The 23,445-nt window shown below is 68.7% G+C and carries 19 protein-coding genes; 11 read left to right on the plus strand and 8 right to left on the minus strand.

All coding sequences use genetic code 11. From position 1 onward, the window contains the following. Positions 1–139: 139 nt before the first annotated feature. The 7 genes from ACZ4EG_RS02090 (at position 140) to ACZ4EG_RS02120 (ending at position 10,262) form a co-directional block, all read left to right on the plus strand. Complete coding sequence (locus ACZ4EG_RS02090) at positions 140–1,159, plus strand: rod shape-determining protein (protein ID WP_004001297.1); 1,020 nt, start codon at positions 140–142, stop codon at positions 1,157–1,159. A gap of 116 nt (positions 1,160–1,275) precedes the next feature. Continuing rightward, entirely contained in the window at positions 1,276–2,217 is a 942-nt protein-coding gene (gene mreC / locus ACZ4EG_RS02095; RefSeq protein WP_453552338.1) for a rod shape-determining protein MreC, read from the plus strand. 16 nt (positions 2,218–2,233) lie between these two features. After that, positions 2,234–2,911 (plus strand): rod shape-determining protein MreD, encoded by a 678-nt coding sequence (mreD, locus tag ACZ4EG_RS02100; protein ID WP_453552336.1) that lies wholly within the window; start codon positions 2,234–2,236, stop codon positions 2,909–2,911. 138 nt (positions 2,912–3,049) lie between these two features. Beyond that, on the plus strand, positions 3,050–5,299 hold the full coding sequence (gene mrdA / locus ACZ4EG_RS02105; RefSeq protein WP_467789207.1) for a penicillin-binding protein 2: 2,250 nt from the start codon (positions 3,050–3,052) through the stop codon (positions 5,297–5,299). Then, positions 5,296–6,495 carry a rod shape-determining protein RodA gene (gene rodA, locus ACZ4EG_RS02110; RefSeq protein WP_453552332.1) on the plus strand — a complete coding sequence of 400 codons (1,200 nt, stop codon included), beginning with the start codon at positions 5,296–5,298 and terminating at the stop codon, positions 6,493–6,495. The genes mrdA and rodA overlap by 4 nt, the downstream gene beginning before the upstream one ends. A 156-nt stretch (positions 6,496–6,651) precedes the next feature. Further along, complete coding sequence (locus ACZ4EG_RS02115; RefSeq protein WP_467789208.1) at positions 6,652–8,172, plus strand: CYTH and CHAD domain-containing protein; 1,521 nt, start codon at positions 6,652–6,654, stop codon at positions 8,170–8,172. A 71-nt stretch (positions 8,173–8,243) separates the two neighbouring features. Next, on the plus strand, positions 8,244–10,262 hold the full coding sequence (locus ACZ4EG_RS02120; RefSeq protein WP_467789209.1) for a TIGR03960 family B12-binding radical SAM protein: 2,019 nt from the start codon (positions 8,244–8,246) through the stop codon (positions 10,260–10,262). A gap of 32 nt (positions 10,263–10,294) precedes the next feature. Here ACZ4EG_RS02120 and ACZ4EG_RS02125 read toward each other — a convergent pair whose 3' ends face one another. Next, complete coding sequence (locus ACZ4EG_RS02125; protein ID WP_467789210.1) at positions 10,295–10,891, minus strand: NADPH-dependent F420 reductase; 597 nt, start codon at positions 10,889–10,891, stop codon at positions 10,295–10,297. A 40-nt stretch (positions 10,892–10,931) separates the two neighbouring features. After that, positions 10,932–11,765: an inositol monophosphatase family protein gene (locus ACZ4EG_RS02130; RefSeq protein WP_467789211.1), complete on the minus strand. Its 834-nt coding sequence runs from the start codon at positions 11,763–11,765 to the stop codon at positions 10,932–10,934. Positions 11,766–11,902: 137 nt separating this feature from the next. Between ACZ4EG_RS02130 and ACZ4EG_RS02135 the strand changes: the two genes are divergently transcribed. Further along, on the plus strand, positions 11,903–12,814 hold the full coding sequence (locus ACZ4EG_RS02135) for a LysR family transcriptional regulator (protein WP_467789464.1): 912 nt from the start codon (positions 11,903–11,905) through the stop codon (positions 12,812–12,814). Between the two features lie 79 nt (positions 12,815–12,893). Here ACZ4EG_RS02135 and ACZ4EG_RS02140 read toward each other — a convergent pair whose 3' ends face one another. Beyond that, positions 12,894–14,576, minus strand: coding sequence for a recombinase family protein (locus ACZ4EG_RS02140; protein ID WP_467789465.1), 1,683 nt, complete (start codon positions 14,574–14,576; stop codon positions 12,894–12,896). Positions 14,577–14,825: 249 nt separating this feature from the next. Here ACZ4EG_RS02140 and ACZ4EG_RS02145 point away from each other — a divergent pair, with 249 nt between their 5' ends. Both ACZ4EG_RS02145 and ACZ4EG_RS02150 read left to right on the plus strand, forming a co-directional pair. Further along, positions 14,826–15,626, plus strand: a complete 801-nt coding sequence (locus tag ACZ4EG_RS02145; protein WP_467789212.1) for an FkbM family methyltransferase — start codon at positions 14,826–14,828, stop codon at positions 15,624–15,626. Positions 15,627–15,673: 47 nt separating this feature from the next. After that, the gene (locus tag ACZ4EG_RS02150; RefSeq protein ID WP_467789213.1) at positions 15,674–16,231 is read left to right on the plus strand and encodes a GNAT family N-acetyltransferase; all 558 of its coding nucleotides are present in this window, start codon (positions 15,674–15,676) and stop codon (positions 16,229–16,231) included. 21 nt (positions 16,232–16,252) lie between these two features. Here the strand turns inward: ACZ4EG_RS02150 and ACZ4EG_RS02155 are convergent, their stop codons facing one another. After that, complete coding sequence (locus ACZ4EG_RS02155; RefSeq protein ID WP_453551651.1) at positions 16,253–17,554, minus strand: cytochrome P450; 1,302 nt, start codon at positions 17,552–17,554, stop codon at positions 16,253–16,255. Between the two features lie 479 nt (positions 17,555–18,033). Here ACZ4EG_RS02155 and ACZ4EG_RS02160 point away from each other — a divergent pair, with 479 nt between their 5' ends. Next, complete coding sequence (locus ACZ4EG_RS02160) at positions 18,034–19,092, plus strand: zinc-dependent alcohol dehydrogenase family protein (RefSeq protein ID WP_467789214.1); 1,059 nt, start codon at positions 18,034–18,036, stop codon at positions 19,090–19,092. A gap of 59 nt (positions 19,093–19,151) precedes the next feature. Here the strand turns inward: ACZ4EG_RS02160 and ACZ4EG_RS02165 are convergent, their stop codons facing one another. From ACZ4EG_RS02165 to ACZ4EG_RS02180, 4 genes are all read right to left on the minus strand, one after another. Further along, positions 19,152–20,672 (minus strand): FAD-binding oxidoreductase, encoded by a 1,521-nt coding sequence (locus tag ACZ4EG_RS02165; RefSeq protein ID WP_467789215.1) that lies wholly within the window; start codon positions 20,670–20,672, stop codon positions 19,152–19,154. 151 nt (positions 20,673–20,823) lie between these two features. Next, entirely contained in the window at positions 20,824–22,179 is a 1,356-nt protein-coding gene (locus ACZ4EG_RS02170) for a flavin monoamine oxidase family protein (RefSeq protein ID WP_467789216.1), read from the minus strand. Between the two features lie 121 nt (positions 22,180–22,300). Next, positions 22,301–23,206 carry a quinone oxidoreductase family protein gene (locus ACZ4EG_RS02175; protein ID WP_467789217.1) on the minus strand — a complete coding sequence of 302 codons (906 nt, stop codon included), beginning with the start codon at positions 23,204–23,206 and terminating at the stop codon, positions 22,301–22,303. A 24-nt stretch (positions 23,207–23,230) separates the two neighbouring features. Continuing rightward, entirely contained in the window at positions 23,231–23,392 is a 162-nt protein-coding gene (locus ACZ4EG_RS02180) for a hypothetical protein (RefSeq protein WP_453551667.1), read from the minus strand. Positions 23,393–23,445 lie beyond the last annotated feature (53 nt).

Genomic DNA, 23,445 nt, shown 5'->3' on the forward strand with positions numbered 1-23,445 from the left:
ACAATGGCGAAGACCCTCGCGCAGTGTTCGTGCAGGCGCGTCTACGATGGAAGCCTTCACGTCACAGCACCCACCTCGCCAACCTGAAAAGCCCTCAAAAGCTCGTGGGAAGGCCAGACGAATCCTGATGGGGAACTCAATGTCGTTCATCGGCCGTGACATGGCTGTCGACCTCGGGACCGCCAACACGCTGGTGTACGTCAGGGGTCGCGGGATCGTACTCAACGAGCCGTCCGTCGTCGCGATCAACACCAACACCGGTGGCATCCTGGCGGTCGGCGCGGAAGCGAAGAAGATGATCGGGCGGACCCCCGGCAACATCGTTGCCGTACGGCCGCTGAAGGACGGCGTCATCGCCGACTTCGAGATCACCGAGCGGATGCTCCGCTACTTCATCCTGAAGATCCACAAGCGGCGGTATCTCGCCAGGCCGCGCGTCGTCGTCTGCGTGCCCTCCGGCATCACCGGCGTCGAGCGCCGCGCCGTCATCGAGGCGTCGTCCCAGGCCGGCGCCCGCCAGGTGCACATCATCGAGGAGCCCATGGCCGCGGCCATCGGCTCCGGCCTGCCGGTCCACGAGGCCACGGGCAACATGGTGGTGGACATCGGCGGCGGCACCACGGAGGTCGCGGTCATCTCGCTCGGCGGCATCGTCACCGCCCAGTCCATCCGCGTCGCGGGCGACGAACTGGACAACGCGATCATCCAGCACATCAAGAAGGAGTACTCCCTTCTGCTGGGTGAGCGGACGGCCGAGCAGATCAAGATCACGATCGGTTCGGCGTACGACCTCGATTCCGACGAGCACACCGAAATCCGTGGCAGGGACCTCGTCTCCGGGCTGCCCAAGACCGTCGTCATCTCCGCCGCCGAGGTGCGCAAGGCGATCGAGGAGCCCGTCAACGCCATCGTCGACGCCGTCAAGACGACGCTCGACAAGTGTCCGCCGGAGCTGTCCGGCGACATCATGGACCGAGGAATCGTTCTGACCGGCGGCGGCGCCCTGCTGCGCGGTCTCGACGAGCGGCTGCGCCGCGAGACCGGCATGCCGATCCATATCGCCGAGGACCCGCTGGACAGCGTCGCGCTCGGCTCCGGCAAGTGCGTCGAGGAGTTCGAGGCGCTCCAGCAGGTTCTGGACGCCCAGCCGCGCAGATGACGTAACTCTTCGATTCCGCCGTACGAGATGATCTCCTCTCGTACGGCGGATCGTTGATATAGAGGCATAAGCTCCCGCAATCTCCATTCCAATGAGGAAGGGCACGGCCGCCGCACGTGAGGGACACGAAAGAGAGCCGGCTGCTCCTGGTGCTGTTGATCGCCATCGCGTTCGCACTGATCACGGTGGACATCCGCGGCGGCCAGAACTCCCCGGTCGACGGTGCCCGGCAGGCCGCGGCCGCGGTCTTCGGTCCGATCGAGAACGGGGTGTCGTCGGCGGTCGATCCCGTCGGCAACGCCGTCTCCGCCATCCGCAACTCGGGTGAACGGCACGACCGGCTGGCGAAACTGGAGAAGGAGAACGCGGCCCTCAAGGCGAAGCTCGGCAGCGACGACCGCAACCGCAGCCGCCTGGGACAGCTCGACAAGATGCTGAAGGTGGCCGGCGAAGGCCAGTACGGCATCAAGGGCGCCCAGGTCATCGCCATAGGAGCGGCCCAGGGCTTCTCCTGGACCATCACCATCGACGTCGGCGCGAACGACGGCATCAAGCGGGACATGACCGTGCTCAACGGGGACGGACTCGTCGGGCGCGTCACCACCGTCGGCCCGGACGCCTCCACGGTGTTGCTCGCCAACGACCCCGACTTCACCGTCGGCACCCGTATGGAGGGCAGCGACGAACTCGGCTTCGCCTCCGGGCAGGGCGACCGCCCGCTGCGCGTCGAACTCCTCAACGGCAAGGCGGAGGTGAAGAAGGGCGACCGGCTCATCACCTTCGGCTCCCAGGCCGACAAGCCCTTCGTGCCCGGCGTCCCGGTCGGCATCGTCTCCAAGGTCGACCCCTCCGGCGGCGGCCTGACCCGTACCCTCTACGTCACGCCGTTCGTCGGCTTCACCAAGCTCGACATCGTCGGCGTCGTCGTCGAGGCCCCGAAGAAGGACCCGCGCGACGAGGTGCTCCCGGCCAAGCCCAAGCCGACCCCCACCCCGACGGTCACCGTCACCGTCACCCCGTCCGCCGACGCGACCGCCACCGACCAGCAGCAGCAGTAGTAGGAGCTGAATCCCCATGCGTGTCAACCGGATCCTGCTCTCCACCGCCCTGGTAGTCGTCGCCCTGGTCGTCCAGGTGAGCGTGCTGTCCCGGCTCCACCTCCCGGGTGCCGTGCCCGACATACTGCTGCTCACCGTCCTGGGCCTGGCCATGGTGTACGGCCATGTGGGCGGCGCCCTCGTCGGCTTCGGCGCCGGACTGCTCGCCGACCTCGCCCCGCCCGCCGACCACGCCGCCGGCCGCTACGCCCTGGTGCTGTGCGTCATCGGCTACGGCGCGGGACTCATCAAGCCGGAGAACGGCCGGCTCAAGTCGGCCACCGGACCCATGGTCGTGGTGGTCGCCGCGGCGATCGGCTCGACCATGCTGTACGCGGGCGTGGGCGCCCTCGTCGGCGACACCGCCGCCCGCCATGTCGGCCTGGGCAGCCTGCTGCTCACGGCCGCTGTGTACGACCTGCTGCTCGCGCCGTTCGTCGTCCCCGGGATCATGGCCCTGGCCCGCCGTGCCGAGAACGACCCTTTCTCGGAGAGCGGTTCCGGCGCCAAGGCCACCGACCTCTCCTCCGGCTGGCTCTCCTCCGGCACGGGCCTGCGCATCGGCGGCCAGCGCGGCGGCCTGGGCAGCCTCAAGACCAAGGCCCGTACCCGCGCCACCCGCGTCGGCCGCATCAAGGGGGTCAAGCGGCTGTGAGGACACGCCGGTTGGCCGGGGGCCGGGCGCACAGGTTCGTCGTATATGAGTCGTACACACACTGAGAGGGGGAGGCAGCCACAGTGACCGACGCCGACCCGTCTCCCACCACCACCCTTGAAGGAATGGGCTTCGCCCATGACTAACATTCCCGAGACCGGACGGACCCCAAGGGTCCAGACCCGGCTCGTCGTGATCCAGATCCTTGTCCTGTCCCTGCTCGGCACCCTCGGCGGCCGCCTGTGGTACCTGCAGATCCGGGAGGGCGCCGCCTACGCCAAGGAAGCGTCCGGCAACCACGTCCAGCAGGTCGTCCAGCCCGCCGTGCGCGGCTCGATCCTGGACGCGCGCGGGGTCCCGATCGCCGACAACGAGACCCGCCTCGTCGTCTCCGCGTCCCGTACCGACCTGCTCAAGCAGAAGGACGACGGCAAGGGGGTGCTCACCAAGCTCGCCGGGGTCCTCGGCATGGACCCCAAGGAGGTCATGCAGAAGGTCCGGCTGTGCGACGCCAAGACCCCGCAGCCGTGCTGGAACGGCTCGCCGTACCAGCCGATCCCGATCACCGACGAGGCCACCGCCAGGCAGGCCCTGCAGATCCGCGAGCGCTCCGAGGACTTCCCCGGCATCACCGCCGAGCCGGAGGCCGTGCGCCGCTACCCGGCCCCCGGCAAGTCCAACACCGCGCAGGTCCTCGGCTATCTCTCCCCGGTCACCGACGACGAGATCCAGCAGGCCAAGGACACCGACTCGCCGTATCTGCGCTCCGACATGGTCGGCCGCAGCGGTCTTGAGCGCCAGTACGACAAGGAACTGCGCGGCAAGGCCGGCGTCACCCGTTACGAGGTCGACAACCTCGGCCGGGTCATCGGCAAGGCCAAGTCGGACGGCGCCGAGCCCGGCTCCAACCTGGTCACCAGCATCGACTCCCGCGTCCAGCGGGTCGCCGAGTACGAGCTGAACGTGGCGATGGAGAAGGCCCGCCAGCAGTACGACAAGATCACCCAGGAGAACTACAAGGCCGACTCCGGCGCCGTCGTCGTGATGGAGGCCAAGACCGGCCGGATCGTCGCGATGGCGTCCGCGCCGAACTACGACCCGAACGTCTGGGTCGGCGGCATCTCCGCCAAGGACTACAAGAAGCTCACCGGCAAGAACTCCGACTACCCGCTGCTCAACAGGGCCATACAGGGTCAGGCGGCGCCGGGTTCGACGTTCAAGGTGGTCTCCACGGCCGCCGCGGTCCAGGCCGGTTACGTCTGGGACGGCGGCTACCCGTGCACCAGCTCGTACTCCGTCGGCGGCCAGGTATTCAAGAACTTCGAGGGTGAGAACTTCGGCCCGATCTCGCTCGGCCGGGCGCTGGAGGTCTCCTGCGACACCGTCTTCTACGGCCTCGCCGACCGCGAGTGGAAGAGGGACGGCGGCATCAACCCCAAGAAGGGCCAGCCCAAGGACTGGTTCTTCAAGACCGCCCACCAGTTCGGCCTCGGCAAGGAGACCGGCGTCGACCTGCCCAACGAGGTCACCGGCCGCGTCCCGGACCGCCAGTGGAAGCTCGACTACTGGAAGGCCAACAAGGACGCCTGGTGCAAGTCCGGCAAGAAGGACGGCTCCTACGTCGAGAAGATCGCGTACGAGAACTGCCTCGAAGGCAACAAGATGCGCGAGGGTGACGAGATCAACTACTCCATCGGCCAGGGCGACACCCTCGTCACGCCGATCCAGGAGGCCGTGATCTACGGCGCCGTCGCCAACGGCGGCACCATGTACCAGCCGACCATCGGCAAGGCGGTCATCAGCGCCGACGGCAAGTCCGTCCAGGAGATCAAGCCCAAGAAGAGCCGCAGGCTGCCGGTCGACAAGGCCACCCTCAAGGGCATGAACGACGCCTTCGCGGGCGTCATCACCCGCGGAACCGCCGCCTGGAAGTTCGGCGGCTGGCCGCAGGACAAGATCGCCCTGCACGCCAAGACCGGCACCGCCGAGGTCTACGGCAAGCAGACCACGTCCTGGCTGGCCACCTACTCCAAGGACTACACGGTCATCATGACCATCGCCCAGGCCGGTACGGGTTCCGGCGCCTCCGGTGAGGCCGTGCGCAACATCTACAGCGCGATGTACGGCGTCCAGTCGGACGGGTCCATCGACAACAAGAAGGCGCTGCTGCCCACGCCGGAGAAGAACCTGCCCAAGGTCCGCACGGACGGCACCATCAAGTCCCCGAAGGTGTCCAAGGACCCGGCCAAGGATCTGCAGGCCACCCCGTCGGGATCGCCGTCACCGGACGCGTCGCAGCCCGCCGCGACCACCGCCTCGCCGGGGACGGGCAACAGCAACACCCGCAGGCGCCGTCGCCGCAGGGGAAGCCGGAGGATGCTCACATGACCGGCGCGAACAGCTTCTCCGTCTCCGGATACGGCCCCGCGCGCGCGGGCTGGACCCGGCTCTTCGCCCGCGATTCGCTGGCCCGCCGCCTGGACTGGCCGATAGTGCTGGCGTCGCTCGCCCTGTCCCTGCTCGGTTCGCTGCTGGTCTACTCCGCGACCCGCAACCGCACCGAGATCAACCAGGGCGACCCGTACTACTTCCTGCTCCGGCACGTCATGAACACCGGCATCGGGCTCGCCCTGATGATCGGCACGATCTGGCTCGGCCACCGCACCCTGCGCACGGCCGTGCCGATCCTCTACGGCATCTCGGTGTTCGGCATCCTGCTGGTGCTCACACCGCTCGGCTCGACCGTCAACGGCGCGCACTCCTGGATCGTGCTCGGCGGCGGCTTCTCGCTCCAGCCCTCGGAGTTCGTGAAGATCACGATCATCCTGGGGATGGCGATGATACTGGCGGCCCGGGTGGACGCCGGTGACAAGAAGCACCCCGACCACCGCACGGTTCTGCAGGCCCTGGGCCTGGCCGCCGTACCGATCCTGATCGTGCTGCTCATGCCCGACCTCGGCTCGGTCATGGTCATGGTGATCATCATCCTGGGCGTGCTGCTCGCCTCGGGCGCCTCCAACCGATGGGTCTTCGGCCTGCTCGGCACGGGCGCCCTCGGCGCGATCGCCGTCTGGCAGCTGCACATCCTGGACGAGTACCAGCTCAACCGCTTCGCGGCCTTCGCCAACCCGGACCTCGACCCCGCGGGCGTCGGCTACAACACCAACCAGGCCCGCATTGCGATCGGCTCGGGCGGTCTGACCGGCGCGGGCCTCTTCCACGGTTCGCAGACCACCGGCCAGTTCGTCCCCGAACAGCAGACGGACTTCGTCTTCACGGTCGCGGGGGAGGAGCTGGGCTTCGTCGGCGCGGGCCTGATAATCCTCCTCCTCGGCGTCGTCCTGTGGCGCGCCTGCCGCATCGCCCGTGAGACGACCGAGCTGTACGGCACGATCGTCGCCGCCGGGATCGTCGCCTGGTTCGCCTTCCAGGCGTTCGAGAACATCGGCATGACCCTCGGCATCATGCCGGTCACCGGCCTGCCACTGCCGTTCGTGTCGTACGGCGGCTCGTCGATGTTCGCGGTGTGGGTGGCCGTGGGCCTGCTCCAGTCGATCCGGGTGCAGCGCCCGATGTCGGCGTAGGGAGACGTAGCGGGACGTAGGGGGGAGGGCGGGGGGCCACCTTTCCGGTGGCCCCTTGCCACGGGCGTCAGCCACCTCCCGATTTCCTGGAGTTTGCCTGTGATTCACCCTGGGTGTGCTCTGCCATCGCGGCCCGCCTGCCACTAGATTCGATTCATGGCGGATGCGAAACGCGAGATCGAGCGCAAGTACGAATCCGACGACAGTGGGCTGCCCGACCTGACCGGCGTCGGCGGGGTGGCGGCCGTCCTCGACAAAGGCGTTGTCGAGCTGGACGCCACCTACCACGACACGGCCGACGAACGCCTGGCGGCCGCCTCCATCACCCTGCGCCGCCGCACCGGCGGCTCCGACGCCGGCTGGCACCTCAAGTTCCCGGTGGTCCCGGGCGTGCGCGAGGAGATCCACGCCCCGCTCTCCGACAGCCTGCCCGAGGAGCTGGCCGCGCTGGTGCGCTCCCGGGTCCGGGACGCCGAGCTGATCCCCGTCGTCCGGCTCCGCTCCGCCCGCGACCTGCGGCACCTCGTCGACGCCACCGGCAGACTGCTCGCCGAGGCCAGCGTCGACGCGGTGACCGCCGAGCGGCTCACCGAGGGCGGAGGCACCGCCCAGTGGACCGAGATCGAGGTCGAGCTCGCCGAGGACGTGGACCCGGTCGTCCTCGACAAGGTGGAGAAACGGTTGCGCAAGGCGGGCGTACGGCCGTCGAAGGCGCCGTCGAAGTTGGCCAGGGCGCTGGCCGACACCGCACCCGCCGCCAAGAAGGCCCGCCGCGGCCCGAAGAAGCCCGCCAAGCCCGCCAAACCCGTCACCGCCGGTGACCACATCCTCGCCTACGTCCGCGACCAACGGGACGCGATCGTCGAGCTCGACCCCGCCGTCCGCCGGGACGTGGAGGACTCCGTCCACAAGATGCGGGTCGCCACCCGCCGTATGCGCAGCACCTTCCGCTCCTTCGGCAAGGTCCTCGACCGCACCGTCACCGATCCGATCGGCGTGGAGCTGAAGTGGCTGGCGGCCGAGCTCGGCGTGGACCGCGACCGCGAGGTGCTCACCGAGCGCCTGACCGCCGCCCTCGACGCGGTCCCCGGTGAACTGGTCTCCGGCCCCGTCCACGAGCGGCTCCGGCTCTGGGCCGGCGCCAGCCATGGCGGAGCCCGCGGCCGTGTCATCGGCGTCCTGGACTCCCGGCGGTATCTGACGCTGCTCGACACCCTGGACGCCCTGGTCGCCGACCCGCCGCTGCTGGAGGCGGCCGCCGGGACGCCGGAGAAGGTGATCGCCAAGGCCGTACGCAAGGACTTCGCGAAGGTCGCCGGCCTGGTCGAACAGGCGCTGGACCTCGACCCCGGCCACGAGCGCGACCTCGGGCTGCACGAGGCCCGCAAGAAGGCCAAGCGGGCCCGCTACGCCGCCGAGGCCGCCACACCCGCCCTCGGCGACCCGGCCGCGGCCCTGACCAAGGACATGAAGTCCCTGCAGACCCTGCTCGGCGACCACCAGGACAGTGTCATGGCCCGCCAGACCCTGCGCGAGCTGGCCGCCGTGGCGCACGCGGCGGGAGAGAGCGCGTTCACCTACGGGCTGCTGTACGGGCGGGAGGAGCAGGGGGCGGCGGCCGTGGAGGCCGAGCTGCCCGGGGTCTGGAAGGGGATGAGGTCCGGGGCGTCCGTCTGAGCGTACGGACCGGGTCCCCGAGCGGGTTAGGCTTGATGGTCACCCCTGTCCGCTCACGAAGGTTCGACGAGATGCCTGCCGAATCCGCCGAGACCGCCGAGTCTGTGTTCCCGCAGCTCGAAGCTCTGCTCCCGCATGTGCAGAAGCCGATCCAGTACGTCGGCGGGGAGCTGAACTCCACGGTCAAGCCGTGGGAGTCCTGCGACGTGCGCTGGGCGCTCATGTACCCGGACGCGTACGAGGTCGGACTGCCCAACCAGGGCGTCATGATCCTCTACGAGGTACTGAACGAGCAGGAGGGCGTCCTCGCCGAGCGCACCTACAGCGTGTGGCCGGACCTGGAAGCGCTGATGCGGGAGCACGGTGTCCCGCAGTTCACGGTGGACAGCCACCGTCCGGTGCAGGCCTTCGACGTGTTCGGCCTGTCGTTCTCCACGGAGCTCGGCTACACGAACATGCTCACGGCCCTGGACCTGGCCGGCATCCCCCTGGAGGCCAAGGACAGGGGGCTGGACGACCCGATCGTCCTCGCCGGCGGCCACGCGGCCTTCAACCCCGAACCGATCGCCGACTTCATCGACGCGGCGATCATCGGCGACGGCGAGCAGGCCGTGCTCGACATGACCAGGATCATCCGCGAGTGGAAGGCGGAGGGCCGCCCCGGCGGCCGCGAGGAGGTCCTCTTCCGCCTGGCGCGCACCGGTGGCGTCTACATCCCGGCGTTCTACGACGTCGAGTACCTCGCCGACGGCCGTATCGCCCGCGTCGTCCCCAACAAGTCGGGCGTCCCCTGGCGCGTCTCCAAGCACACGGTCATGGACCTGGACGAGTGGCCCTACCCCAAGCAGCCCCTCGTCCCCCTGGCCGAGACGGTCCACGAGCGCATGTCGGTCGAGATCTTCCGCGGCTGCACCCGCGGCTGCCGCTTCTGCCAGGCGGGCATGATCACCCGCCCGGTCCGCGAGCGCTCGATCACGGGCATCGGCGACATGGTCGAAAAGGGCCTGAAGGCGACGGGTTTCGAGGAGGTAGGCCTGCTGTCCCTCTCCTCGGCCGACCACTCGGAGATCGGCGACATCGCCAAGGGCCTGGCCGACCGCTACGAGGAAGACAAGATCGGCCTCTCGCTTCCCTCCACCCGCGTCGACGCCTTCAACATCGACCTGGCGAACGAGCTGACGCGCAACGGCCGCCGCTCGGGCCTGACCTTCGCCCCCGAAGGCGGCTCGGAACGCATCCGCAAGATCATCAACAAGATGGTCTCGGAAGAGGACCTCATCCGTACGGTGGCGACGGCCTACGGCAACGGCTGGCGCCAGGTGAAGCTGTACTTCATGTGCGGCCTGCCGACGGAGACCGACAACGACGTCCTGCAGATCGCCGACATGGCGACGAAGGTCATCGCCAAGGGCCGCGAGGTTTCCCGCTCCAACGACATCCGCTGCACGGTCTCGATCGGCGGCTTCGTCCCCAAGCCCCACACGCCCTTCCAATGGGCCCCGCAACTGTCTGCGGAGGAAACGGACGCACGCCTCGAAAAGCTCCGGGACAAGATCCGAGGCGACAAGAAGTACGGCCGCTCCATCGGCTTCCGCTACCACGACGGCAAGCCCGGCATCGTCGAGGGCCTGCTCTCCCGCGGCGACCGCCGCATCGGCGCGGTCATCCGCGCGGTCTACGACGGCGGCGGCCGCTTCGACGGCTGGCGCGAGCACTTCTCGTACGACCGCTGGATGGCCTGCGCCGAGAAGGCCCTCACCCCCTTCGGCGTCGACGTCGACTGGTACACCACCCGCGAGCGCACCTACGAGGAGGTCCTCCCCTGGGACCACCTCGACTCCGGCCTCGACAAGGACTGGCTCTGGGAGGACTGGCAGGACGCCCTCGACGAGACGGAGGTCGAGGACTGCCGCTGGACGCCTTGCTTCGATTGCGGGGTGTGTCCGCAGATGGACACGGCCATACAAATCGGCCCGACCGGGAAGAAGTTGCTTCCACTGACGGTCAAGAACGCTGCGCCGGCGTCTGCTTCGAGTGGTCACGCGCACCGCCCTGACAGCCCTTCGGGCATTCCGGCTCGCCACGTCTGACGGTCATCCTCAGGAAGAGTTGCGTCGGGCTCTCAGCGGGTGATCGAGATTGCGAAGGGCGCGAATCCGCTGGATCGGATCACGTGTGGTACGAACAGGATCGCGGCCTCGGCGGCCCGCGCGGTCTCGATCCCGCCGAGGTCCGTGATCCACTCCGGCTGCCAGCTGAGGTCGGCGAGAAGCCCGCGTACGACCTGCTTGGCCTCCGGGTCCTTGCCGGAGAGGAAGGCGGTCGGTCTCTGGGTGAGCGCGGCGGGCGCGGTCATCACCGTGTAGAGCATCGTGTTGAGCGTCTTGACGACGCGCGTGTCGGGGAGAGCTTCTTGAAGTTGCTCCGCGAGGCTTGAGCCGGGGTAGAGCAGATCGGCCGGCAGTCCGTCTGGTCCGTCGACGGTGGCGTTGGACACGTCTACGAGAATCTTGCCCTGCATTTCCTCGCGCAGCGCGATGAGCCGCTCCAGCGATCCGGCACCCGGGGTGGCGTTGATGACGATCTGCGCTGTCCGGGCGACGCCGGCGGCAGAGCCTGGTGAGCGATCCGCCACGGCGACCTCGTGCCCGGCCCGGGTGAGGGCCAGGGCGAGGCTGCTGCCGACGCGGCCGTTTCCGAGAACGGCGATCATGGTCATGCTGATGTGGTCCTTCCGGTGCTTGTGGTTCTCGTGGGAGTCAGCGGGAGAGCGTGGCGACGGCTTCGGCGTGCACGCCGGGCGCGGCGGCCAGGAAGCTCTCGCTCTCCGGGGTCCAGGGGCGGCCCTCGGCGTCGGATATCTGCCCGCCGGCCTCGGCGACGAGCAGCGCCCCGGGAAGCAGGTCCGCGCGGGCCCCGGCGAACTGCCAGAAGGCGTCGATCCGGCCGGCGGCCACGTTCAGTAGGTGCAGGGTGGCGGGCACGGATGTCCGTACCACGAGCGCATCGAAGAGCATCGCGGTGATCGAGGAGCCGATGCGCCGCACGACCTTCTCGTCCTCGTCCGGCCTGGCCTGGCTCGTGGCCACGAGGCTCAGGCCCAGGTCCATGGTCTGGGACACGTGCAGCGGGCGGCCGTCGAGGTAGGCGCCGGCGCCGGCGAGTGCGGTGTAGGTCTCACCGGTCAACGGCAGGTGAACTGCGGTGAGCACCGGCTGGTTGTCGCGCACGAGAGTGGCGGTCACCGCCCACTCCGGCAGGGCGTGCAGGTGGTTGACGTTGCCCTCGGCCGGATCCAGGACCCACCATTCGCCGGGGGGCAGGGCCCCGCCCGCGAGCTCGTCCTCCACCAAGCGGGCGTCCGGGCGCAGGAGAGTGAGGCGGGGGCGCAGGACGTCGAGGGCCGCGTCGTCGTTGGCGGCGAGCGCGCGCATTAGCTCTTCGCGAGTCTCGTAGCGGACCACGTCGCCGAACCGCTCCCGCAGCGCCGAAGCCGCCGCGCGCACGGCGATCTCGGTCTGCGCGAGCAGGTCGGCGTCGGACGCGGAGCCGGCGGTGGCAGCAATTCCGGTGGTCTGAATCGACTCGGGCATGGCGGTGCTCCCATCTGAGCAGGGGGGTGAGGAGGCGGACCAGGCGAAAACCGTGTTTCTTTCACGCCCGCATCTCGAAGGTAGGAGGGCCCATCATTAACTGCAAGTGCATGTAAAGCACGGCTAGGATGAGTCTCATGCAATTGGATTTGAACCTGCTCGCCGCGCTCGATGCGCTCCTGGAGGAAGGCAGCGTGGCCGGAGCTGCTGAGCGCCTGCACGTCACCGCCCCCGCGATGAGTCGAAGCCTCGGCCGGATCCGGCGCACGACGGGGGATCAGATCCTGGTGCGTACCGGGCGCACGATGACCCCGACGCCGTACGCGATCGCCGTCCGGGAACAGGTGCACGAGCTGCTGCAGCAGGTCCAGGGCGTGCTGGCACCGAGCCGCGAACTCGACCTCACGACGCTCGAGCGCACCTTCACACTCCGCTGGCACGATTCACTCGTCGCCCTCAGTGGCCCCGCGCTTCTCGCGGCCGTACGCAAGCAGGCGCCGGGCGTGCGTTTGCGCTTCATCGCGGAATCGAGCATCGACACCCCCGAGCTGCGTCGCGGCGAGGTCGACCTGGAGGCGAACGCGAACCGCCCGACCGCACCCGACATTCGCGCCGATCGGGTGGCTGAGACCCAGCACGTCATCGTCGTGCGGCGGGGACACCCGCTCACCCGAGTCAAGGCTGTCACCGCCGCGCGGTACGCCGCGGCCGAGCACATCACCGTCTCGCGGCGCGGAAAGCTCGGCAACGCCCTCGACGACGCTCTCGCGCGGTTCGGCCTCACCCGACGGGTAGTGGCGACCGCGCCCACCGAAGGGACCGCGTTCGAGTTCGTGCGCGCCTCCGACCTCGTCCTCACAGCCCCCGAATCGACCACGCGTTCAGCGGCCACGGTTCTCGGTCTGGCTCTCCTTCCACTGCCGTTCGAACTGCCGTCGGCCGCGGTGTACCTGTCATGGCATCAGCGCTATGACACCGACCCCGCACACCTCTGGCTACGCGATCTGGCGCGGACCGCGTTGGCGCCCCGACATGACCCACACCTTTAAAGATCTCTAGAGGTGCAGAGGGTCACATCCTTCATCGAGGGCGGCGTAGGCACTGTTCCGCCTGACGGTGCCAGCGTCGCTAGGAGCGCTCTTTCAGACACGCAGAGGCCCTGGAGAGGCTGCACTCTGGGGCTTCGCTGGACGTCAGACGGAGTGCGGTCGTCACGGTCCGATCGCACCCGACCCCTTCCAGGCGGTTGCGCACATCCTTGGGGATCATGAGCTTCAGGTGGATGTGTGGGGCCCGCACGCCCTGCACCCTGGTTCGCTTGACGACACACTTAACGCCCACCCGGAGCAGATCGGCGGCCATGGCTTCCATGCCGCCTTCCTCCCAATGGGTGCGGAAGGTCTTGCCGTTGTGCACGGCCACCCACCGGTCCTTGGTCGACTCGGGGTCGATGGCCTCCAACTGCTTGATGAGGTCGTCCAGCGTCCTCTCAGCCTTCTCCTTGGTGAAGCGCGTCTTCGTGAAGCGGCCCCCGGGCTCAAGTCCGGTCATGTAGTAGCTGATGGACTGTTCAAGGCGCTGCTGTTCCTTGCGGGCTTCGGCGCCCTGCCGATACTCGCGTGTCATGACCGGTTCGTCTCCGAGAACTCTCAGAACGTCATCGACGAGCTTGCTGTAGATCTCGTCGGGGTTCGGGGCGCCGTGCCCTCCTGCCTTGCACTTGCCGCATCGGAGGTACATGTAGAAGCGATCCTTGACGCGGTTCTTCTGCACTGTCATGTTCGAGCCGCAGTCATGGCAGATCAGGACGCCGAGGAACTTCGTTGCCCCGTCGGGGCGCCGGGTGGGCTGCTGCTTGCCTCGTCGGTCCAAAGCCTCCTGAAGGCTTTGGAACTCAATCGGGTCTGCTACGCGAATGGGCTTCGCGTCGTTACCGAGGACGATCTTGGAGCGGCGCACACCGCCGTTCTTTTCCTCTTCTACGCGGTATCCCATGAGCGCCGGGTTTCTGAGACGGCGGAGCAGCGTCGACGCTGTCAGGCCCGGTCCGCAGAGCCCCGCGCGTACGAGGACCTTGGCCATGCGCCGGGCGGAAGCCGGCACGTTCCTGGTGGCGGCGCTGCGGCACCAGTGCAGTGCCCGGTAGGCGGTCTCATCGATGGCGAGTACGACCCTGCCTGCATCGTTCTCCGCCGTCTCGTACCCATACGCGGGCTTGCCCACCAGCCAGTCACTCTGCGTCTTCGTGTAGTCCCAGAGGCTTGCGACGCGGGTGCTCGTGTTCGCTGCTTCGATCTCGGCGATGCCGCCGATGATCGTGACCATGATCTTCCCGGCCGTGGTGGTCAGGTCGATGAAGTCGTTCTTGGAGACCAGGTTCTTTCCGTACTTCAGGCACCAGTCGATCATGGTGCTGAGGTCGGAAAGGCGGCGTACGAAGCGGTCCAGCTTCCAGAAGAGAAGTACGTCGAACTCCGGCGCCCGGTTGTTGAGCCAGTTGCCAAGCTCTTTGCGCTTCCACGGCGGCACCTTGGTCGCCGACACATTGAGGTCGCTGGCGACGCCGACCACACGGCAGCCGCGCTCCCTCGCGAGGACGCGTAGATCAAGCTCCTGTCGGGCCGGAGACGTCGTGTCGTCGGTGAGGACGGACAGGCGCACGGACAGAAGGGCCCGAGGAGCGTCGTCGGGCAAGAGCGCCTCCGCCTTCTTCAACTCCTCTAACAGAGCTAAGTCGGCTTTGGTCCACTCGGTCTCAACGTCGTACGTCGCACGGTCAGTTGCCGTGCGCGTCCTGGTTCGCTTGGCCATGACCAGCACGGAGCGGTTTTAACCCTGTTGGTGAATGGCCGCAGATGGACACCCACATCCAGATCGGCCCCACGGGCAAGAAGCTTCTGCCCCTGACGGTCAAGAACGTGGCACCGACGCCCGCCGCGAGTGGCCACGTGCACTGAGCTTTGCGTCCTCGCCCGTCGGCGTCTCTGTGGATCAGGGGCGCCGGCGAAGTGATGTGTGCGGGCTGGATTGTTGACTCCAAGCCTGATACATCACCTTGTCATGACCATGAGCGCGATTGAACTGCACAGTATCAATCGTTGGGAGGCGTCCTTCCTGCGCGCGGAGGTGGGCGGCTACTTCACCCACGGCGTCGAGTGTGCGCCGGGCGCGACGGTGCTCGACGTGGGTGCCAACATCGGTGTGTTCTCGGCGGCCGTCTATGAGCGGCTGGACGGGGACGTGCGGATCTACGCCTTCGAGCCGGTGCCGCCACTCCACGCGACACTCGAACGCAATGCTCGCGAGTTCTTCAACGGACGTCTGACCGCGCTCCCTTACGGCCTGGCGTCCCATGAGGACGAGCTCGATTTCAGCTACGTTCCGGCCGCCACGATCTTCTCGTCCTCCTCGCGGGATCAGGGGAACATCGAGGCCGAGCGGCGGAGGGTCACCGCCAGCGTTGTCGAAATGATCCGCCAGGGGGGCCTGGGACCGGTCCTGCGCCGCGTACCCGCTCCCGTCCTCACTCTTCTCGTCGGCCGCAAGCTCCGGGTGATGCGGCGGCTCGAGACGCACCGGGTGAAGGTCAGGCCCCTGTCCTCAGTGCTCGACGAGCACGGCATCGACCGCATCGACCTGCTCAAGGTCGATGTGGAAGGCGCCGAACTCGATGTGCTCAGCGGCATCGAGGAACGGCATTGGCCGCTGGTCCGCCAGGCCGTCGTCGAGGTGGAGCGCTGGCAGCAGAACCGCGACACAGTCTGCGAGGTCCTCCTCACGCACGGCTTCACGGTCAGCACCGAGCAGGACCCGGTGCAGCAGGCCGGCGACATCGGCATGGTGTTCGCGGTCAGGCCCTGACCCCCGCTGCGAGTGGCCGCGCGCACAGCAGCGTGATCAAATTGGGCATGGCATCGTCCTGGACCGGTCATCGGGTACGCCTACGCGCCATCGAGCCCGACGACTGGACAGCGTTCATGCGGTTCGCCGACGATGACGGGCGGCGAGGTAGCCGGCTGGAGCTGCCGAGGTCCGCCGAGAGCTACCGTGCCTGGGCGACGGAGCAAGCCGTTGCCACGTGCGATGACGACCGCTTCCGGTTGGCAGTCGTAACGACGGCCACGGGTGAGCTGGTCGGTACGGTCGGTTCATGTCGTACCGGGCCTCGTTCAGGCTGGTTCGAGTGTGATGTCGCGATCGGTGCCGAGCACCGGCGCAAGGGCTACGCGACAGAAGCCCTGGTGCTGTTGCTGCGCTTCATGTTTGCCGAGCGGCGCTATCACAAATGCCTGGCAGCGATCTTCGCCCACAACGCGGCATCGCTGGCACTCTTCCGTCGGCTCGGCTTCACCGAGGAGGGGCGGCTGCGGGAACACGTTTTCTTCGCCGGTCGGTACCACGGCCTCGTCTTGATGGGCATGCTCGCCGACGAGTTCGACCAGCGGCACACGATGAGCGAACCATGAGCCGTCCGTCCGGGCGTGCCCTCAGCCGCGCACGGTGGCACGCAGGCGCAAGCCGACAGTTGCGAGACCTTCGAAGGTGGCGACCTGGTATCCGGGTTCCGGTCCGGGCGGCTCGCTCAAGTGGTAGCGGCGGGCGGTCTGCGCGGTCAGGAGCGTCAGCATCGCCATGGCCAGAGCGGCTCCCTCGCAGCCGTGCGGGCCGGTACCGAAGGACAGGAAGACCCCGGGTTTCGTCGGCGAGTCCGGATCTTCGAGCCAGCGCTCGGGCTGGAACTCGTCCGGCTCGGTGTGTTCCCGTGCGTCGCGGTGGGCGGTGTAGGGGCAGACGAGAACGGTGGATCCGGCGTTGATGGTGTAGTCGGCGAGCTCGGTCTGTCGCGTGGCGCGCCGGGTCAGCAGCCAGCTCGGGGGGTACAGCCGGAGCACCTCGCGTACCAGTGCCTCGGTGTAGTGCAGGCTGTCGAGGTGGGTGCTGGTCGTCGCGGCCGGGTCCGCGGGCAGCAGGGCGGCTTCGGCCGCGACGCGGCTCGCTGCCTGGGGGTACCGGGCCAGGTGGAGCAGGATCCATCCGGCTGCCCGGGACGGTGTCTCGAAGGTGGCGACCGTGATGGCGGGGAGAGTGTCGAGGACGGCCTCTTCCGGCAGCAGGCCATAGCGGGGGGAGGGCTGGAGCATCTGTCCCAGCACGTCGTCACCGAGTCGGCCCGATGAACGGCGCCGGCGGACGATGGGCTGCAGAGCGTCGGTGAAGGCGACTTGCTGCTGTGTGCGGAACCGCCGTGCCGGTGTGGGGATCCAGCGCGGCCATGCCCAGCGTGAGGGGCGTACGAGCACCTCCCGGGCCAGGAAGAGCTGTGCGGCGAAGGGCAGCAGGGTGGGAGCGTCTTCGGAGTAGAGGTAGCTCACGCCGATCTCTGCCAGGGCGTGCCGGACCGGGGGCAGAATCTCGATGTCCTGGTCCGTGGGCCACTGGTCGGCAAATCGAGCGGTCCTGGGCGCGATCTCACCGATCCGGGCCGCGACCGCCTGCGGGCGCAGTCCGCGCATGCGGGCGGCGTGAGCGTGGGAACGCTCCTCGGGCGTCGGTGTTCCGCTCGACCGTTTCAACGGCGGGAAGAGCGGCGAGGGTGCCTTGGGGAAGTCCTGCGCGCGGTGCAGGACTGCTTCACACGGCCCGGCCGTGGCGGCTACGTAGACACCTGGCTCCAGCTGCCACACGTCCCCGCACTCCTCGGCGCCACGGCGCGCCACTGCCAGCCGGTCGCGGCTCCAGGCGGCGAAGCTGCCTTCGGGCAACCGCGGCGGCTCATTCGTTCGGCCCATGAGATCGTCCCTGGCTCTCGTACCTGTCCAGGCTCTCGTACCTGTCCAGGCCGATGTCGTCGGGAGCGTGGGTGGGAATCGGCGGGCGCCCGTCGGCGCCCGCCGGTAGTGCGATCAGTCCCCGTCGTCACCGGCGTAGGCATCCCACTCGTGGGCCCCGTACGCACCGTAGTGGCGGGTGAAGGACAGCTTGCAGAGCAGCTTGGCGATCATGTTGCACTCCTCTCGCCTGTCTTCAGCACGAAACGCCACACATGCAATATTGCCACATTCAGCGTATATGTGATATAGGGCATCGGTCGCAGACATTCAACCCTGGATCACCGCATTCGGGACCCCCGGCCGACCGGCCTCGATGACTGGCCGGCGGCGGCCGGTGTCCTGGATCGCCGGTCGGCCTGGATCGCCCGTCGGCTGGATTCGCTCGTCGAGGTGGGCAGCGGGCACTGAGAGACGAAAGGCCACTCATGCCTCGATCCATGCGCGCGCTCGTGGCCGTAAGGGCCGGCGAGCCCACCGATGTCCTGCGGCTGGAATCCCGGCCTGTACCCTCGCCGAAAGCCGGTCAGGCGCTGATCCGTGTGAAGGCCACTCCGATTCACGCCAGTGATCTGCACGTGCTGCGCGGCCGCTACGGTTTCTCCCCCGAGTTTCCCGCTGTCGGGGGCCACATGGAATGCGTGGGCCGTATTGCGGCCCTGGGCCCGGACACCGAGGCACTGAAGGCCGGCGAGCGCGTGGTGGCCGCTGCGGTCCCGGCGGTACCCGGGCCCCCTGTGGCCGGAACCTGGCAGGAATACCTCGTTGCCGACACGCAAAGGCTTCTGCCGGTCCCCGACCATCTGAGCGACTCCAGCGCCTGTCAGCTCGCCGTCAACCCGTTGACCGCGCTGCTCCTGGTGACGCGCGAACTCGACGTGCAGCCGGGCGAATGGCTGCTGCAGACGGCCGCGGGCTCCACCGTCGGCCGGCTCGTCATTCAGCTGGCCCGGCATCTGGGTGTGCGCACGATCAATGTCGTGCGCCGGCGCGCTGCCGTCGAGGAGATCAAAGCGCTCGGCGGCGACGAGGTCATCTGCACCGAGGACGAGGACCTGTTGCGGCGTGTGGCTGAGACAGCGGGGCCGGTCGGCGTGCGGAAGGCCGTCGACTGTGTCGCGGGCCCCGTGGGTGCCCAGGTGTCCCAGGCGCTGGCTCCGGGAGGGGAGGTCGTGGTCTACGGCGCACTCTCGACCCATCGGCAGACCGACCCCGCTGCGCTGACGATCCCGTTGCAGGCACGCTCGGTCATCTACGAGACCAAAGCGGTCCGTGGCTTCTGGCTGAACCGCTGGTTCGGTGCTGCCTCACCCGAGGATGCGCTGCGCGCGCTGTCCCAGGTCCGCGGTCTCGTCGCCGATGAGGTGCTGAGCATCCCCCGGGGGCAGCCGTTCCCGCTCGAACGTTTCGCTGAAGCCGTCCCGCTCGCCGAAGCACCCGCACACGGCACCAAACCACTCTTCGTCTTCGAGGACGGCCGGGACGAGGACGACAGGTAGGAAGCGGCGCCCTGCAGTCGAACGAGCCCCCTCCCTGGGCGGGGAGGGGGCCCGTTCGGTCAGCAGGACGCGGGCGGGATGCTCTGCTCGTACTGGAAGACGTTGCGCGGGTCGTACTTCGCCTTGATCTTGCGCAGCCGGTCGAAATTGTCCCGCCAGTACGCGGTTTCCCAGTCCTGCTGCCCGATGTTCGGCACGTTGACGTACGCGCCGTTCACATAGGGCCGCAGCGCCTGGCTGAACTCGGCGATCCAGGCCTGGCACTCCGAGGTGAGCGGGTCGCAGACGCCCGGCTGGTCACTGCGCTTACCCCAGCCGACGCCGGGTTCGGAGTAGAAGAGCGCGTCGCGGTGCGGGAATGCAGTGCCGCCGCGGGGGCTCTTCCTGACGTTCCCGCCGAAAGCCTGGACGAAGAAGTTGCTGTCATCCGTCGGGGCGTTCTTGATGAACGAGTCGACGATGTCGATGGCGTCGCTCGGGAAGGGCCTTCTGGCGAACTGCGAGTGGAACTTCCAGTTCGCCGGTTCGAGCTCGGTCGGAATCTGGAATCCCGCGTAAACATCTCCCCAGTTTCCGACCTGCGTAGTGACGTCCGGGCTGTCGATCGACAGGATCGGGTCCAGCAATGCCTTCGTCTCGTCCGGCGTCCCTTCGGGGAGAACCCCGAACAGCAAGATCTGGTTCCGGTGGATCTCGAGCTGCGTTCCGAGGCGGGCGTCGGTGGTCGGCGCCGTACGCTGATACGCCTCGAAGATGGCGTGGAGGTCGTCGATGCCCTGCCACGTCGCCTGGAGATAAGTGACGCTCTTCAGCGGAGCCACTTTGTAGGTCAGTGACGTGACGATCCCGAAGTTGCCGTTCCCCGCGCCGCGCAGCGCCCAGAGCAGGTCCGAGTTTTGGTGCAGGTCCGCCTGGATCGCCTTGGCGCACTCGGTACCCGACGGCACGACGATCTCGGCCCCCACCAGGCTGTCGCAGGCCATGCCGAGCCAGCGGGTGAGGAAGCCGAGGCCGCCGCCGAGCGTCGCACCGGACAGGCCCACACTGCCCTCCGTACCGGTGGTCACCGCGAAGTCCTGCTGCGCGAGCGTGGTCACCGCTTCCAACTGATTGAGCCCGGCACCGACCCTCGCGATACGCGCGTCGGCGTCGACCTGGACCGACTTCAGCTCGCTGATGTCGATCACGAGCCCGTTGTCCACGTTCGACCAGCCCTCAAGGGCGTGGCGGCCACTGCGCACCCGCACCGCCACGTCGTTCTGCCGCGCCCAGGTGAGGGCGTTGACCACGTCCTGGGTGTTCTGCGCGAAGACGATGACCAGCGGATAGTGCGAGAAGAGCTGGTCCCAGCCGAGCCGCGCATCCGTGTACGAGGCGTCGGTGGGGCGGACGATCCGGCCGGTCAGCTCCGCCGGCGCGCACTTCCCACCCCCGGGCCCCTCGCCCAAGGCGCTCGCGGCCGTTGCTTCCGCGGCCGTGACGCCCGGGACGATGACCGCGCCGGCGCCGGCGGCCGCCGTTGCCTTGAGCAGTCCGCGACGAGAAAAGTCCTGCATGGTCGGTATCCTCTCGGCCGCCATTCGGCGTGGTTCGATCCTTTGTGGACGATTTCAGCGAGGCGCAGATTAACAAGGGTGACCACGGCGATATTGCCCGACACGCTAATTGAGCTCGACGGTGACTTCTTGCCGGCTGATAAACGGTGAAGGCCGGGAATAGAAAAATGAGTATCTAGTCCAGGAGCAGAACCTCGTGGGCGGCCCGTTCGCCGGAACGCACCGCGCCTTCCATCAGTCCATGCATCAGGGTGGCGGATTCCGTGCCCGCCCAGTGGATACGGCCCACCGGCCGGCGCAGCGCACTGCCGTAGGTGGTGAGAACACCGGGGGCGAAGTGGGCCATCATCCCGCCGAGCGACCAGAGTTCGGCCGACCAGTCCGTTTCCAGATAGTCGGTGGGCGTCAGCGCCTGCGGGCCGAAGCGTTCGGCGAGCGCCGCCAGCCACAGCTCGCGCCGCTGCTCGGCGCCCAGTCGGCCCAGGTGCAGGGCGCTGGGGCCGAACGCATAGCTGCTGAGCACACCCGGCCGTCCCGAGCGCGGGGTCTGGTCGATGGTGACGGCCACCGGTGACTGGGGCGCCAGGGTCTGCCCGGAGAGCTGCTGGCCGCGCCAGAACGGTTCGGGATGGACGGTGTGCACCCGGATGACGGCGCCGGGGACCAGCCGTTGCAGCAGATGGCTGTGGACGGCGGGCAGGGGCGGGTCGTAGACGATCCGCGCCGCCGTCGCGGGCGGGGTCGCCACGATCACCTGCCGGGCCCGTACGGTGAGCCCGTCGCCGGTCACCTGGGCGTCGTCGCCGTTCTGGGTGATGCGCGTGACAGCACAGGAGAGCCGTACCGCCTCACCCAGACCCTGGGCCATCCGCACGGCGAGCTCCGGTACGCCGCCGTCGACCAGGTGGGTCTCGGTGCGCCGGCTGTCGAGGTAGTACGTGAACCCGCCGCCGCCACGGGCCAGTACGAGCGAGCCCAGCAGCGAGACCTCGGCCGGGTCGGCACAGAACAGCAGGCTCATCGTCGCCGCGGCCAGTCTGCGGGCCGTGGCCGAGGGCAGGTTGACGGGGGAGGAGAGCCACTGCGCGAGCGTGCGGGCGTCCATCGCCCGGGCACCGCGGGCCTGCCAGGGGGTGTCGACGGGGAGGCGGCGCGCCTTCCGGTCCAGGCGGGCGAAGGCCACAGCGAGGGAGGCGACGGCTCCCGCGCCGACCTTGGGGATGGTGCCGCGGTAGCGGTGGTTGGCGCCGTCGAGGCGGACGATCTGGTCGCCCTCCTCGTGCTGGGGATACACCGGCAGGTCGTACTCCCGGCAGAGGGCGAACATCCGCTCCTGGCCCTTGCCCAGCCAGGTGCCGCCCGCCGACACCACCGTGCCGCCGGGCATCCGCCGGTTCCAGACGCGCCCGCCCACCCGGTCCCGGGCCTCCAGGACCATCACCCGGCGGCCGGCTCGCGCCAGTTGCCGCGCGGCGGCCAGACCCGCGAACCCCGCGCCGATCACGCACACATCCGCATCGCGGCTTTCCATGGTCCACCTCTACGGCGCCGCACGCCGCCGTGCCGTCGCGCCGCGCCCACGGCCGTCGGGCGGTGGTCCGATGACACCTGTCCGGACGATCGGCCGGGGTCCGGACGGTCGCCGAGTGGGGTCAGGGCAGCAGGACGGCCTTGCCGCGGTTGCGGTGAGCCTCCAGGTCCGTGTGGGCCTGTGCCGCTTCGGCCAGGGGGTAGGTGCGCCAGATCGGCACGGTGAGCTTGCCGGCGGCGGCCAGCCGCACCAGCTCCGGCAGGGGCTCCTCGGCCTGGTCGGAGTCACCGGCGCTGAAGCGGACGCCGTGCTCCGCGGCGGACGTGTCGGCGATGGTGATGACGTGTGCGCTGTCCCCGGTCAGAGCGACGGAGTCGGCGAGCACGCCGGCGCCGGAGGCGTCGAGGACGAAGTCGACCCCCTGGGGAGCCAGGGCCTTCACCCGCTCCACCCAGCCGTCGCCGTAGCGGACGGCGGTGGCTCCGAGTGAGGTGACGCGCTGGATGTCGTGCTCGCCGACCGTTCCGACGACCGTGATGCCGTCGGCGACGGCCAACTGCACCGCGACGGTGCCGACGCCGCCGGCGGCGCCATGGACGAGCAGGGTCTGGCCGGCCTGCACACCCAGCTGGCGCAGGACACGGAACGCGGTCCGGCCGACCGTGACCAGCGAGGTGGCGGCTTCCCACGACAGGGCCTGGGGCTTGGCCACCGGCCGGTCGAGCAGGGCGTACTCGCCGTAGCTGCCGCCGACGGTGGCACCGAGGACCTCGTCCCCCACGGCGGCCTCGGCTCCCTCGCCGACGGCATCGACGACACCGGCCGCGTCCAGGCCGGGCACCACGGGAAAGCGGGCGGGGACGCTGCCGGCCATCAGACCGGACCGGAACTTCAGGTCGAAGGGGTTCACGGACGCGGCCCGCACCCGGATCCGGACCTGACCCGGGCCGGGCTCCGGCGCGGTGACCTGCGACAGCCGCAGCACCTCGGGCGCGCCGTACTCGGAGAAAGTGATCGCTTTGGACATCAGGAACTCCCAGGTGGAGGCCGTTCAGGAGGTGAGGGTGGTCAGGAACAGCGCCTCACGGACGATCATGTCCGCGGTCCCGCCCTCGATCAGCTTCAGCGCGTCCGGGCCGGTGACGTCGGGGTGGGCGGCCCGCGAACGCCTCCGGCTGCGGCGAGCAGGAAGCCGAGGGAGGATGACTGACATGGCTGACATAGCTGACATATCACAATCGTCGAAGGCACATTCTCCCTGGCGTA

Source organism: Streptomyces sp. NPDC025638, assembly GCF_055558775.1.

Excerpts from the sequence above, each read along its gene's own strand:
- ACZ4EG_RS02090 (WP_004001297.1), top strand. The coding sequence starts at position 140 with ATGTCGTTCATCGGCCGTGACATGGCTGTCGACCTCGGGACCGCCAAC.
- mreD (WP_453552336.1), top strand. The coding sequence starts at position 2,234 with ATGCGTGTCAACCGGATCCTGCTCTCCACCGCCCTGGTAGTCGTCGCC.
- mrdA (WP_467789207.1), top strand. The coding sequence starts at position 3,050 with ATGACTAACATTCCCGAGACCGGACGGACCCCAAGGGTCCAGACCCGG.
- rodA (WP_453552332.1), top strand. The coding sequence starts at position 5,296 with ATGACCGGCGCGAACAGCTTCTCCGTCTCCGGATACGGCCCCGCGCGC.
- ACZ4EG_RS02115 (WP_467789208.1), top strand. The coding sequence starts at position 6,652 with ATGGCGGATGCGAAACGCGAGATCGAGCGCAAGTACGAATCCGACGAC.
- ACZ4EG_RS02120 (WP_467789209.1), top strand. The coding sequence starts at position 8,244 with ATGCCTGCCGAATCCGCCGAGACCGCCGAGTCTGTGTTCCCGCAGCTC.
- ACZ4EG_RS02125 (WP_467789210.1), bottom strand. The coding sequence starts at position 10,891 with ATGACCATGATCGCCGTTCTCGGAAACGGCCGCGTCGGCAGCAGCCTC.
- ACZ4EG_RS02130 (WP_467789211.1), bottom strand. The coding sequence starts at position 11,765 with ATGCCCGAGTCGATTCAGACCACCGGAATTGCTGCCACCGCCGGCTCC.
- ACZ4EG_RS02135 (WP_467789464.1), top strand. The coding sequence starts at position 11,903 with ATGCAATTGGATTTGAACCTGCTCGCCGCGCTCGATGCGCTCCTGGAG.
- ACZ4EG_RS02140 (WP_467789465.1), bottom strand. The coding sequence starts at position 14,576 with ATGGCCAAGCGAACCAGGACGCGCACGGCAACTGACCGTGCGACGTAC.
- ACZ4EG_RS02145 (WP_467789212.1), top strand. The coding sequence starts at position 14,826 with ATGACCATGAGCGCGATTGAACTGCACAGTATCAATCGTTGGGAGGCG.
- ACZ4EG_RS02150 (WP_467789213.1), top strand. The coding sequence starts at position 15,674 with ATGGCATCGTCCTGGACCGGTCATCGGGTACGCCTACGCGCCATCGAG.
- ACZ4EG_RS02155 (WP_453551651.1), bottom strand. The coding sequence starts at position 17,554 with ATGGGCCGAACGAATGAGCCGCCGCGGTTGCCCGAAGGCAGCTTCGCC.
- ACZ4EG_RS02160 (WP_467789214.1), top strand. The coding sequence starts at position 18,034 with ATGCGCGCGCTCGTGGCCGTAAGGGCCGGCGAGCCCACCGATGTCCTG.
- ACZ4EG_RS02165 (WP_467789215.1), bottom strand. The coding sequence starts at position 20,672 with ATGGCGGCCGAGAGGATACCGACCATGCAGGACTTTTCTCGTCGCGGA.
- ACZ4EG_RS02170 (WP_467789216.1), bottom strand. The coding sequence starts at position 22,179 with ATGGAAAGCCGCGATGCGGATGTGTGCGTGATCGGCGCGGGGTTCGCG.
- ACZ4EG_RS02175 (WP_467789217.1), bottom strand. The coding sequence starts at position 23,206 with ATGTCCAAAGCGATCACTTTCTCCGAGTACGGCGCGCCCGAGGTGCTG.
- ACZ4EG_RS02180 (WP_453551667.1), bottom strand. The coding sequence starts at position 23,392 with ATGTCAGTCATCCTCCCTCGGCTTCCTGCTCGCCGCAGCCGGAGGCGT.